13 protein-coding genes and 2 pseudogenes are annotated in these 12400 nt (G+C 69.6%); 10 read left to right on the top strand and 5 right to left on the bottom strand.

The features are described from left to right. From G3N62_RS31090 to G3N62_RS31105, 4 genes are all read left to right on the top strand, one after another. The coding region (locus G3N62_RS31090; protein WP_206141403.1) for an ankyrin repeat domain-containing protein at positions 1–645 on the top strand (645 nt) is incomplete at its 5' end. 130 nt (positions 646–775) lie between these two features. Then, complete coding sequence (locus G3N62_RS31095) at positions 776–1636, top strand: isocitrate lyase/phosphoenolpyruvate mutase family protein (protein ID WP_059556823.1); 861 nt, start codon at positions 776–778, stop codon at positions 1634–1636. A 335-nt stretch (positions 1637–1971) separates the two neighbouring features. Beyond that, entirely contained in the window at positions 1972–2238 is a 267-nt protein-coding gene (locus G3N62_RS31100; RefSeq protein ID WP_049032821.1) for a YodC family protein, read from the top strand. Positions 2239–2344: 106 nt separating this feature from the next. Then, on the top strand, positions 2345–3514 hold the full coding sequence (locus G3N62_RS31105) for a cytochrome P450 (RefSeq protein WP_124670259.1): 1170 nt from the start codon (positions 2345–2347) through the stop codon (positions 3512–3514). A 15-nt stretch (positions 3515–3529) separates the two neighbouring features. Here the strand turns inward: G3N62_RS31105 and G3N62_RS31110 are convergent, their stop codons facing one another. Together G3N62_RS31110 and G3N62_RS31115 are read right to left on the bottom strand one after the other, a co-directional pair. Continuing rightward, entirely contained in the window at positions 3530–3856 is a 327-nt protein-coding gene (locus G3N62_RS31110) for a superinfection immunity protein (protein WP_034189349.1), read from the bottom strand. 90 nt (positions 3857–3946) lie between these two features. After that, positions 3947–4366: a rhodanese-like domain-containing protein gene (locus tag G3N62_RS31115; RefSeq protein ID WP_049032816.1), complete on the bottom strand. Its 420-nt coding sequence runs from the start codon at positions 4364–4366 to the stop codon at positions 3947–3949. A gap of 114 nt (positions 4367–4480) precedes the next feature. Here G3N62_RS31115 and ftrA point away from each other — a divergent pair, with 114 nt between their 5' ends. The 6 genes from ftrA to G3N62_RS31145 all read left to right on the top strand — a co-directional run bounded on the left by ftrA (position 4481) and on the right by G3N62_RS31145 (position 10795). Further along, the gene (ftrA, locus tag G3N62_RS31120) at positions 4481–5443 is read left to right on the top strand and encodes a transcriptional regulator FtrA (RefSeq protein ID WP_034189351.1); all 963 of its coding nucleotides are present in this window, start codon (positions 4481–4483) and stop codon (positions 5441–5443) included. 85 nt (positions 5444–5528) lie between these two features. Continuing rightward, entirely contained in the window at positions 5529–6599 is a 1071-nt protein-coding gene (locus G3N62_RS31125; RefSeq protein WP_034189513.1) for a nitronate monooxygenase, read from the top strand. A gap of 79 nt (positions 6600–6678) precedes the next feature. Beyond that, the gene (locus G3N62_RS31130) at positions 6679–8133 is read left to right on the top strand and encodes a M20 family metallopeptidase (RefSeq protein WP_059556820.1); all 1455 of its coding nucleotides are present in this window, start codon (positions 6679–6681) and stop codon (positions 8131–8133) included. 55 nt (positions 8134–8188) lie between these two features. Next, on the top strand, positions 8189–9298 hold the full coding sequence (locus G3N62_RS31135; protein ID WP_034189353.1) for a malate/lactate/ureidoglycolate dehydrogenase: 1110 nt from the start codon (positions 8189–8191) through the stop codon (positions 9296–9298). After that, positions 9295–9918, top strand: coding sequence for a TfoX/Sxy family protein (locus tag G3N62_RS31140; protein ID WP_049028510.1), 624 nt, complete (start codon positions 9295–9297; stop codon positions 9916–9918). Before G3N62_RS31135 ends, G3N62_RS31140 begins: the two co-directional genes overlap by 4 nt. Positions 9919–10216: 298 nt before the next feature. Further along, the gene (locus tag G3N62_RS31145) at positions 10217–10795 is read left to right on the top strand and encodes an NnrU family protein (protein WP_059556818.1); all 579 of its coding nucleotides are present in this window, start codon (positions 10217–10219) and stop codon (positions 10793–10795) included. Positions 10796–10830: 35 nt separating this feature from the next. Here G3N62_RS31145 and G3N62_RS31150 read toward each other — a convergent pair. The 3 genes and pseudogenes from G3N62_RS31150 to G3N62_RS31160 form a co-directional block, all read right to left on the bottom strand. Further along, positions 10831–11034: pseudogene (locus tag G3N62_RS31150) on the bottom strand (GABA permease); the annotation flags it as partial. A gap of 93 nt (positions 11035–11127) precedes the next feature. Continuing rightward, complete coding sequence (locus tag G3N62_RS31155; protein ID WP_034189356.1) at positions 11128–11865, bottom strand: sulfite exporter TauE/SafE family protein; 738 nt, start codon at positions 11863–11865, stop codon at positions 11128–11130. A gap of 409 nt (positions 11866–12274) precedes the next feature. Then, positions 12275–12400, bottom strand: a pseudogene (locus G3N62_RS31160) (AraC family transcriptional regulator); the annotation flags it as partial.

Below are 12400 nucleotides of genomic sequence, written 5' to 3' on the forward strand. Positions count from 1 at the left end.
CGCGCGTGCACGCCGGCGGGCGTCAGTGCGTACCGGCTGGCGATGCAGGCCGGCTTGACCGACGTCGCGGCGCTGCTGCGCGCAGCCGGCGCGGAAGAGGCGCTCGGCCCGGACGACGCATTCGTGGCGGCCTGTGCGCGTGCCGACGCCGACACCGCGCGGCGTATCCGGGCGCGCCATCCGGAACTGCCCGGCGCGCTGACCGAGGACCGGCTGCGGCAACTGCCGGATGCCGCCGCATGGGGGTCGCGCGACGCGGTGAAGGTCATGGTCGAGCTGGGCTGGCCGATTGCCATGCGCGGCGGCGACTGGGACGCGAGCGCGCTCAATCACGCGGTGTTCCGCGGCGATGCCGATCTGCTGGCGTTCCTGCTCGCGCACGGCGCAAGCTGGCGCGAGCCGCACGGATTCGGGAGCGACGCGCTCGGCACGTTGTCCTGGGCGTCCGTCAACGAACCGGAGGGCGTCGACGTACCCGACTGGGAAGCGTGCGCACGCGTGCTGATCGCACATGGCGTGCCGCAGGCGGTGCGCGATCCGTCGCATCCGGACGCCGTGCTGATCGACGGCCGCACGATGCAGTTCTCCGAGGCCGTCGCCGACGTGTTGCTCGGCATCGACGGCGGGCCGGCTGCATCGACGTAAGCGCCGGCTGCCGGCGCGCGTCCCGCGCGTCGGTTTTTTTCCGGTCGCGCGACGACATTTCGGCCATCGCTGAAACGTCGCGCGCACGACCGGCGTAAGCTCACCCGTCATCACCATCCGGGAGTCCACGATGACCCGTTCCGACCTGCAGGCGCGCCACGCCGAAGTTTTCCGTTCGCTGCACACGCGCCCCGGCGCGTTCATCATCCCGAACCCGTGGGACGCCGGCACCGCGCGCCTGCTGGCGATGGCCGGTTTCGAGGCGCTCGCCACGACGAGCGCCGGCTACGCGTTTTCCAAAGGGCAGCCCGACAACGCGATCGACCGCGACGCGATGCTCGACCACATTGCCGATCTCGTCGCCGCGGGCGGCCTGCCGGTGAGCGCCGATCTCGAGAACGGCTTCGGCGATGCACCCGACACGGTGGCCGAAACGATCCGGCTGGCGGCCGAGGCCGGCGCGGTCGGCGGCTCGATCGAGGACGCGACGGGCCGCGCCGACGCGCCGATCTACCCGCGCGGCGCGGCGGTCGAGCGCATCGCGGCGGCCGTCGACGCGGCGCGCGCGCTGCCGTTTCCGTTCACCTTGACCGCGCGCTGCGAAAACTACCTGCACGACCGCCGCGATCTCGACGACACGATTGCCCGGCTCGTCGCCTATCGTGACGCGGGCGCCGACGTGCTGTATGCGCCGGGCATCACCGACGCCGATGAAATCGCGGCCGTGACGCGGGCGGTCGGCGCGCCGGTGAACGTCGTGATGGGGCTGCAGGGCGGCTTGCTGAGCCTGGACGAACTCGCTGCGCTCGGCGTGAAGCGCGTCAGCGTCGGCGGCGCGCTGGCGCGAGCCGCGCTTGGCGCGTTTCTGCGCGCCGCGACCGAGATGGCGCGCGACGGCACGTTTACGTTCGCACAGGCGGCCGTGTCGGGGCGCGACATCAACCGCTGGTTTGCGGCACCCGATAATTCGCCGGTTTTGTTCGGAGAATGACGGCCAATTAAACATGGGATCGTTTCCAGCGGAAACGTCGATTGACAATAATCAACCTATTTCGCGTCTTGATTAACCGTCGATGACGGCGCGAAAACCATCGTTTATTCTCCGCATTTCCCCCGGTTGCCCCGATCCGCCGTGCAGGCCGCGCCGGATCGGGCGATCGGCGGCCCGCCGCGCGTGTCGATGGCGCGTATCGTTGCATTTTCTCGATCAATGTATTTTCGTGTGCGGCAGTTGCCGGCCGTTTTTTTGATTGATAATCTGCGGCACATTCAAATGACCGGTTGGCGGGCCGCCGGGAATATCAATATATAAAATCCGAGAGAGCGATGACGATCCGAGAAAATCAGCGCGTCAGGTTTCGCGTCGGCGATGTCGTGACGCTGAAAACGGGCGGGCCGCGCATGACCGTCACCTATGCGGGGCCGGTCGTGTTCGACGACGGCGACTGGCTGATCTGCCAGTGGTTCGACGAAAACGGCGAATTCCGGCAGGAAATGTTCCATCACGACACGGTGCTGCCCGAGCCGCGCGCGATTTCGGCCGGGCGCGTCCGGATGCGCATGCAGTCGCACCGCGACCGGTCGGCCGCCTGACCGTTGCCTTGCCTCGCGTTGCGAGGCCGCGGCGCGTGGCGCCCGTGCCGCGACATTTCACGTGAACCCGAAACATGCGGCGGTGCACGCCATCGATACTGAGCGCATGAACCCGACCGATCCCATTGCAGCGGTGACGCACCGCGATCCCTATCCCTACTATGCGACGCTCGTCGACGGGCCGCCGCTCGCGTTCGACGCCGCGCTCGGCCTGTGGGTCGCGAGCCGCGCGTCGACCGTGACGGCCGTGCTCGGCCATCCGGCCTGCCGCGTACGCCCGCTGGACATGCCGGTGCCGCCCGCGTTGCGCGGCACGACGGCCGGCGCGCTGTTCGGCGAACTCGTGCGCATGAACGACGGCGCGTCGCGGCACGACGTACCGAAGCAGGCGTTGCGCGCGGCGTTCGCACCGATCGACACGGAGGCGCTGCGCGCTCGCGCGGCGCAGCTTGCCGCGCGACGGTTGCCGGCGCCTGGCGACGCCGACGCGCTGAATACGTGGTGCATGACCGTGCCCGTGTGTGCGGTTGCCGATCTGCTCGGCTTCGACGAAGCGCAGCTGGACGACATCGCGGCGCGGGTCGTCGACTTCGTCGCCGCGCTGTCGCCGTTGTCGGATGCCGCGGCGCTGGCGCGCGCAAGCGAAGGCGCGCGGCAATTGCTCGACCGGATGACCGAGCGCGTCGCGCAGACGCGTGCGCACGACGGCACGCTCGTCGCCGCCGTGCAGCAGGCAGCGCGCGCGTCGGGCTGGCAGGCAAGCGGCGCGCTGGTGGCGAATCTCGTCGGGTTGTTGTCGCAGACCTGTGAAGCGACGGCCGCGTGGCTCGGCAACACGCTGGTGGCATGGCACGGGGAAGCCCATGCCGCGCGCGCCGTGCCGGACGACACGGCGCTCGACGCCTTCGTCGCCGAAGTCGGGCGCTTCGATTCACCGGTGCAGAACACGCGCCGCTTCGTCGCGGCGCGCACGACGATCGACGGCGCGACCGTCGAAGCCGGCGACGCGATCCTCGTCGTGCTCGCCGCGGCGAACCGCGACCCGGCCGTGCGTCGCGAACCGCACCGGCTGATGCCCGGCCGCGCGGCGGGGCCGAATTTCGGCTTCGGCACGGGGCCGCACGCGTGCCCGGGCGAGCGGATCGCGCGGGCGGTGACGGCGGGGGCGTTCGGGGCGTGCTTGCGCGCAGGCGGCTGGCCGCCGCACGAGGGACTGCACTGGACTTACCGCGCGTCGACCAACGTCAGGATGCCGAAGTTCGACGCGGCACGGTGAAAGGGAAAAAGGGACTTAACGGCAGCCTTGCTTCTCGGCCCATTGCTCCTGGGCCGCGACGCGGCGCTGCACGCGTTCGACGAGGCCGGACGAGAACGTCCGCATGCTGACGCCGCGGCGCTTCGCGAGGATCGTCTGCGCGACGTCGGTACGCGGGTTCGGCTGGCACGCCCAGTACAGCGTCATCAGCCAGCCGATGCCGGTCCATGCGAACAGCGCGTTGAACATCGCGATCGTCAGCTTGTCGTGCCGGCCGCGCCGGTCGGCAATGACGGCCGGCAGAAAATAGATCGCGATCGCGGCGACTGAACCGGCCACTTGAATCAGGACTGCATCATGCATGGTGCTGCTCCGTCCGAACTGCAATGTGGCTGATTGTCGCGCTTTTTTCGTTCGTGTGCTGGCAATTGATTGTTGCGTTTTTAATGACGATCAGTCGGCTTCGGCGCCGATCGGCTGCACTTCGTTGCTCAACGCGAAACCTTCGTCGCGCCAGCCCGTCACGCCGCCAATCATCAGCTTGACCGGCCGGCCGAGGCGCGCCAGCTGGATCGCCGCGCGTGCAGCGCCGTTGCAGTGCGGGCCCGCGCAGTAGACGACGAACAGCGTACCGGCCGGATAGCCGGCGAGCTTGCTCTCGATGATCTTGCGGCGCGGCAGGTTGCGTGCGCCGGGCACGTGGCCGGCGGCGAACTGGTCGGGGCCGCGCACGTCGAGCAGCACGAAGTCGGGTGCCCCGGACGCGAGCGCGTCGTGCACGTCCCAGCAATCGGTCTCGAATCGCAGCGACGCCTCGAAATGGGCGAGGGCGGCGGGGCTGTCGGCGGCGGGCACGTCGGTGACGTAGGACATGGGCAGGTTCTCCGGGTGGAAGGGGCGCGGAGCGCGCCGGGATGAGAGGCAGTATCGCGGTTCGGCCCGCTTTGCGGCAGTGGCGCGATCGACAAGTTCCGGTAACATTGCGCCATGCATGATCATCTCGTCGTCGCGCTCGCCTACGATCGCCTCTGCACATTCGAATTCGGCTGCGTGGTCGAACTGTTCGCGCTCGAGCGCCCGGAACTCGGCGTCGACTGGTATCGCTTCGCGGTATGCGCCAGCGAGCCTGGGCCGGTGCGCGCGGCGGGCGGCATCACGGTCGCCGCGCCGTACCGGCTCGCGATGCTCGATCGCGCGGACACCATCGTGATTCCCGGCTGGCGCGATCCGGACGAACGGCCGCCCGAGCCGTTGCTGAAGAAGCTGCGGGCCGCGCATCGGCGCGGCGCGCGGCTCTGCTCGATCTGTTCGGGCGTGTTCGTGCTCGCGGCGGCCGGCGTGCTCGACGGGCTCACGGTGACCACCCACTGGCGTTACGCGGAACGCCTGCAGGCGCGCTATCCGGCGCTGCGCGTGAATCCCGATGCGCTGTACGTCGACGAAGGGCAGATCGTCACGTCGGCCGGTTCGGCGGCGGGGCTCGACATGCTGCTGCATCTGGTGCGGCGCGACCACGGCGGCGCGATCGCGAACCGGGTCGCGCAGCGCCTCGTGCTGCCGCCGCACCGCGATGGCGGGCAGGCGCAATTCGTGCCGCGCCCGGTCGCGCCGGGCGGCACCGACCGGCTCGCGAAGCTGATCGACTGGATGCGCGCCCATGCGGCCGAGCCGCACACGCTGGCATCGCTCGCCGCGCAGGCCGCGATGAGCACGCGCACGCTGCAGCGCCAGTTCGCGGATGCGACGGGGATGTCGCCGCTCACTTGGCTGATCCGCGAGCGCGTGAACGTCGCGAAGGACATGCTCGAGGCGCAGCCCGCGCTGCCGCTCGCGCAGGTCGCGGCGCGCGCGGGGTTCGGCTCGGAGGAATCGTTGCGCCGGCATTTCCGGCGCGTCGCGGCGACCAGCCCGGCCGCATACCGGCGCGGCATGGATCGCGGCGGCACGTAGCGCACGCGGCATCAGGCCGGTTGTGCGCGACGAGACGAAGAACAACCCGCGTGGCGACGACCATGCATGGCGAAAAAGGATTCCGATGACGACACTGCCTTCCCGTTTGCCGTTGATCCAGGCCCCGATGGTCGGTTCGCTGAGCCCGCTCGCGATCGCCGTGTGCGAAGCCGGCGGGCTCGGTTCGCTCGCGTGCGCGGCGCTCGGCCCGCAGCAGTTGCGCGACGAGATCGCGGCGATCCGCGCCCGCACGCCCGCGCCGTTCAACGTGAACTTCTTCTGCCACACGCCGCCCGCGCCCGACGCCGAGGTCGACGCGCGCTGGCGCGCGGCGCTCGCCGGCTACTACGCGGAAGCCGGAGTCGATCCGGCCGGCGTGAAGGGCGGCCCGGGCCGCGCGCCGTTCGACGATGCGACGTGCGCGGTCGTCGAGGAATGGCGGCCGGCCGTCGTGAGCTTCCATTTCGGGTTGCCGGACGACACGCTGCTCGAACGCGTGCGGCGTACGGGCGCGCGAGTCGTTTCTTCCGCGACGACCGTCGCGGAAGCGCGCTGGCTCGATGCGCGCGGCGTCGACGCGATCGTCGCGCAGGGCGCGGAGGCCGGCGGCCACCGCGGGATGTTCCTGACCGACGACATCCATGCGCAACCGGGCCTGTTCGCGTTGCTGCCGCAGATCGTCGACGCGGTGCGCGCGCCGGTGATCGCGGCCGGTGCGATCGCCGACGGGCGCGGCATCGCGGCCGCGTTCGCGCTCGGCGCGCGTGCGGTGCAGATCGGTACCGCCTACCTGCTGACGCCGCAGGCCGGCCGGTCGGCGCAGCATCGCGCGGCGGTGCGCGCGGCACGCGACGACGGCACGCGCATGACCAACCTGTATACCGGCCGCCCCGCGCGCGGGCTGCTGACGCGCTTCATGCGCGAACAGGGGCCGATGAGTGCCCTTGCCCCCGCGTTCCCGCTCGCGACGACCGCGGTCGATCCGCTGCGTAGCGCGTTCGAGCGGCAGGGCCGCGACGATTTCTCGCTGCTGTGGTCGGGCGAGGCCGCGGCGCTCGCGCGCGAGGCGGATGCCGGCACATTGACGCGACGCCTGTGGGACGACGCGCTGGCCTGCGCGGCAGGGCTGCGCGACGCGTTCCCGAAGGTCGTCTGAACGGCCAGGAGGGGGCGCCGGCGGGGGAGCATCGGCGTATGATCTGGGTTTTCGTCAGCCCGATCCAGGCACCCCCATCATGACTTCCGTCGACACGACCCCCGTCCTCGACCATGACAAGCTCGTTACCTTCGTCGAGCGCAAGTGGAACGATGAAATCCTCCATGCCCTGACCGACTACATCGCGATTCCCGCGAAGAGTCCCGCATTCGACCCCGACTGGGCGAAGCGCGGCTATCTCGAGCGCGTCGTCACGGACGCCGCGCAGTGGGCCGAACGGCAGCCCGTGAAGGGCCTGACGCTCGAAATCGTGCGCTTGCCGGGCCGCACGCCGGTGATCTTCTTCGAGACGCCCGCCACGCGCTCGGGCAGCACCGACACGATCCTGCTGTACGGCCACCTCGACAAGCAGCCCGAATTCGACGGCTGGCGCGCGGACCTCGGCCCGTGGACGCCGAAGTTCGAGAACGGCAAGCTGTACGGCCGCGGCGGCGCGGACGACGGTTACGCGATCTACGCGAGCCTCGCGGCGCTCGGCGCGCTCGACGAGCAGGGCATCGAGCGGCCGCGCTGCGTCGGCCTGATCGAGACCTGCGAGGAGTCGGGCAGCTACGACCTGCTGCCGTACGTTGATGCATTGCGCGACCGGCTCGGCCAGGTGTCGCTCGTCGTCTGTCTCGATTCGGGCGCCGGCAACTACGACCAGATGTGGCTCACCACGTCGCTGCGCGGCCTCGTGTCGGGCGACCTGCAGGTCGAGGTGCTGGAAGAAGGCATCCACTCGGGGGTCTACGGCGGCATCGCGCCGTCGAGCTTCCGCGTGATGCGCCAGCTGTTCGAGCGCCTGGAAGATGCGAAGAACGGCAACCTGCTGCCGGGCGTGTTCCATTGCGAGATTCCGTCGAGCCGCGTGCGCGAGGCCGAAGCGGCCGCCGCGATTCTCGGCGACACCGTATGGAAGGGGCTGCCGTGGGCGTGCGGCGCGGACGGCAAGCCGGTGCTGCCGACCACGACCGATCCGCGCGAGGCGCTGCTGAATTCGACATGGCGTCCGTCGCTGTCGGTCACGGGTGCGGCCGGCATGCCGGCGCTTGCCGATGCCGGCAACGTGCTGCGTCCGCGCACCGCGTTCAAGCTGTCGCTGCGCCTGCCGCCGCTCGTCGATGCCGCCCAGGCCGTGCAGCAGTTGAAGGAACTGCTCGAACTCGATCCGCCGTACAACGCGAAGGTCACGTTCAAGCCGGACGCGGGCGCCGCGACGGGCTGGAGCGCGCCCGATCTCGCGCCGTGGCTCGCGTCGTCGCTCGACGCCGCGTCGCGCCGCCACTTCGGCGCCGACTGCGCCTACATGGGCCTCGGCGGCACGATCCCGCTGATGAACGTGCTGCAGGAAGGCTTCCCGTCCGCGCAGTTCATGGTGTGCGGCGTGCTCGGGCCGAAGTCGAACGCGCACGGCCCGAACGAGTTTCTGCATGTGCCGTACGCGAAGAAGCTGACCGCGGCCGTGGCCGACGTGATCGCGACCGCGCGCTGAGCGTCGCAGCGTCCTAAGCATCGATTGCCCGATCCGACTTGATGGAGTGTTGCCGATGACCGTCCTGCCGACGCCCGCTACCGAACCGCTGCGCATGCGCGCCGAACCGCTGCACGCATTCGTCGCGGCACTCTGGGAGCGGGCCGGCAGCAGTGCGCGCGAGGCAGCGCTCGTCGCCGATCACCTGGTCGGCGCGAATCTCGCGGGCCACGACTCGCACGGGATCGGGATGATCCCGAATTACGTCGCGTCGTGGCGGGAAGGGCAGTTGCAACTGAACGGGCACGCGTCGATCGTGCGCGACGGCGGCGCGGTGCTGACGATCGACGGCGGCCGCGGTTTCGGCCAGGTGATCGCGTTCGAGGCGATGGTCGAGGGAATCGAGCGTGCGCGGCGCATGGGGATCTGTGCGATCGGGCTGCGCGACGTCCATCACCTCGGCCGCATCGGGCACTGGGCCGAGCAGTGCGCGCGCTCGGGGCTCGTGTCGTTCCATTTCGTCAACGTGCCGGGCGACCTGCTGGTCGCGCCGTTGCACGGCACCGATCCGCGCTTCGGCACGAACCCGTTCTGCGCCGCGTATCCGCGGGCGGGCAAACCGCCGCTGCTGCTCGATTTCGCGACGAGCGCGATCGCGTACGGCAAGACGCGCGTCGCGTACAACCAGGGCAAGCACGTGCCGGTCGGGTCGCTGATCGACCATCGCGGCCAGCCGACCGACGATCCGGCCGTGATGCACGAGCAGCCGTTCGGCGCGCTGCTGCCGTTCGGGCTGCACAAGGGGTATGCGCTCGCGGCGATGTGCGAGATCTTCGGCGGCGCGCTGGTCGGCGGGCATACGACGTACGGCGATACGCTGCAGAAGACGAGCGCGATCGTCAACGGGATGCTGTCGGTGCTGATCGATCCGAACGCGTTCGACGCGGCCGACGCCGAGCGCGAGGCCGATGCCTTCGTCGCGTGGGCGAAGGCATCGCCGCAGGCCGGCGATGCGCCGGTGCGGATGCCCGGCGAGCCGGAGGATGCCAGCCGTGCCGCACGCGGGGCCGCCGGCATCCCGGTCGACCGCGCGACGTGGCGGCAGATCCGCGAGAGTGCGACGGCCGTCGGTTTCGACGACGCCGAGCTCGATGCGTGGACGCGGCGCTGCGAGGCCCGCGCATGAGCTGGCAAGCGGAGAAGGCGCACGGCGAGGAGATCGCGTATCAGCTCGCGCCGCTCGGCACGGTCGCGGTCGCCCGGTTCTTCAGCGGCGCGGCGTTGCGGCTCGACGGCGTGATGTTCGGCTTCATGTCGCGCGGGTCGCTGTTCCTGCGTGTCGACGACGTGAACCGTCCGGCGTTCGTCGCGGCGGGCATGGGGCCGTTCTCGTATACCAGGCCCACGCGCACGGTCGCGCTCGAGGGCTACTACGAAACGCCGGCCGACGTGCTCGAGGATGCGGGTGCGCTGTTCGACTGGTGCCGCGGCGCGTATCGTGCGGCGTTGCTGGCCGGGCCGCCGAAGCGCAAGGCGAGGGCCGTGCCGAAGCCGGCGTCGAAGGCGGGTGCCGGGACGGCAGCGAAATCGGCATCGAAATCGGCATCGAAAGCCGCGCCGAAAGCGGCACTGAAATCCGCGCCCAAGCCTGCGCCGAACCCGGCGCGGAAGACGGCATCCACGGTGGCGGCGAAATCCGCGCCGAAATCCACGGCCGAACCGCTCTCCGTGCCGAAAGCCGCGCGCGTATCGAAACCTGCGCCGAAACCGGCATCGAAACCGCCGGCGAAGCGCAAGCAGACGTAATACCGGCCGCGCGAAGCGACAGCCGCGCGATGTTCGCTTTCCTTTCTTCAGGCGTACCCATCACCGGGCGACCGGTGCGTCGTACGGCCGCAGGCCCGCACGACCGGACGTACGAACGCGTCAAGCTTGACGCGCCGCACATCCTGCATGCTTCACAACGGCAGTCCCGGCGTTTATGATCGGCGCGGGTTGCGCCGCCGGGCGCGGCCCGCGCCGGCCTTGCCGCCGGCTCCGCGAACGGCGCATCGTACGTCGCGCGGAACGTATCCCCACTCATCATTCCAGACGGAGACAGTCGATGCTCGTCCTGATTCTCGGTTTAGCGATCTTCCTCGGTGTGCACTCGATCCGGATCGTCGCCGGCGGCTGGCGCTCCACGACGATCGAGCGGATCGGCGAGAAGGGCTGGAAGGGCGGTTATTCGATCGCGTCGGTCGTCGGCTTCGTGCTGATCGTCTGGGGGTACGGGATCGCCCGCTCGGGCGCGACGCTGCTGTGGGTGTCGCCGGTCGGCGTGCGCCACCTGACGGGCATGCTGACCGCGGTCGCGTTCGTGCTGATCGCCGCGTCTTACGTGCCGCGCAACCGGATCAAGACGCTCGTCGGACACCCGATGCTGGCTGGCGTGATGGTCTGGGCCGTGGCGCACCTGCTCGTGAACGGCACCGTGCATGCGGTCGTGCTGTTCGGTGCGTTCTTCGTGTGGTCGATCGTCGATTTCGTCGTGTCGCGTGCGCGCGATCGCCGCGATGGCGTCCGCTACCCGGCCGGCGCGCTGTCGGGCGACATCGTCGCCGTGCTGGGCGGGATCGTCGTCTGGGCCGTGTTTGCGCGGTTCCTGCACGGCCCGCTGATCGGCGTGCGGCCGTTCGGCTGAACGCGCACGCCGGCTGCCGGTCAACGCATCCTCGCCAGGAACGCGTTCATCACCGACATGAACGATTCGAACAGCACGGTCTTCATCGCGACGGCCGTACCCGTGAAGCCCGCGATGTTGAACAGCGACACTTGCGGCGATTTCCGGTTGGCCTTGTCGGTCCACGGCATGCACAGGATCAGGATCGACACCGAGCCGACGTAGCACACCATCACGCGCACGATCACGCCGCCAAGCGCGATCATCGTGATATGCCGTTGCTTGAGGCTTTGCCTCAAAGCGTTGTGCTGCCTCTCCTGCCTCTCGTTATCGTTGGGCGGGAAGCGCGTGCGTCAGATCGGCTTGACGAACAATCCGATGGTCAGCACGACGCCGATGCAGACGATCCCGATCCGCAGGATGCGTTCGTTCACGCGATGCAGCGCCCACGTGCCGAGCAGCCCGCCGACGATCGCGCCGCCGCCGAGCGCGAGTGCCGATCCCCAGTGCAGGTGCGGCGACGTCACGAACAGCACGACGGCCGATGCGTTCATCACGCCCGCGAGTGCGTTCTTCGTCGACATCGCGTGACGCGGCGACAGACCGGCCATCGTCAACACGGCCATCATCAGGAAGCCGAGTCCGCCGCCGAAGTAGCCGCCATAGATCGCGATCATGAATTGCGAGATCGCGGCAGGGACGGTGCCGAGGTGCGCCGCGCCTTCGCGCGGCTTGCGGAAGAAGCTGCCCCACGCGAACACGATGGTCGCGAACAGCACGAGCCACGGCACGAGGCGCGAGAAGATCGACGAAGGCGTCTTCAGCAACAGCAGCCCGCCGAGTGCGCCGCCGATCACGCTGATCGCGAACAGCGCGCGAAACGACAGCTTGCCCGCGCCGCGCACCATTTTTCGGCTGGCCCAGCCGGTCGTGACCTGCGCGGGAAACAGCGCGACCGTCGACGTGATGTTCGCCGCGAGCGGCGACATGCCCGACACGATCAGCGCGGGCAGCGTGACGAACGAGCCGCCGCCGGCGAGGGTGTTCTGCAGGCCGGCCCAGAGGCCGGCGAGGATGACGAGAGCGAGCATCGGAGCGCAACGAGGGAGGTGGCAGGCCTGCTTGCCGGATACGGGCAGGCGCGGTGGACGCCCGATGGTAATGCAGGATCGCGTTCTTCGGTGCTTCGCCGCCTTGTGGCGCGAGCGCGGTCCGGGTGCGCAGGCGCAGCCGTGCGCGTGGCGTTCGAGCCGGGAACACGCCCGATTTAACGCTTCATTACGATAGGCTTAACGGAATGGTGCTAAATTCCCGTGGATATCTCGAAAATCAGAAGGGCGGACAGATGCTGAAGAAACTGGGTGTGATGGCAGTGGTGGCCGGCGTGACGGCGATGGTGTCGTTGCCTGCCGTGGCAGGCGATACGAATAACGCACTGGGCGGTGCGCTGGGCGGCGTCGCGGGCGCGGCGGTCGGCAATGCGATCGGCGGCAGCACGGGCACGGGTTCCGCGCTGCCTTCGCGGTCGATCTGCGCGGCCAGCTCGGCGGCCAGCGTGAAATCGAGGTGCAGGTACAGCGCGAGCAGCGGGCGCTCGGGCGTGGCGTCGGTTTCCATGCTGAACGG

This window comes from Burkholderia sp. Tr-20355 (assembly GCF_017104685.1).
GTDB lineage: Bacteria > Pseudomonadota > Gammaproteobacteria > Burkholderiales > Burkholderiaceae > Burkholderia > Burkholderia seminalis.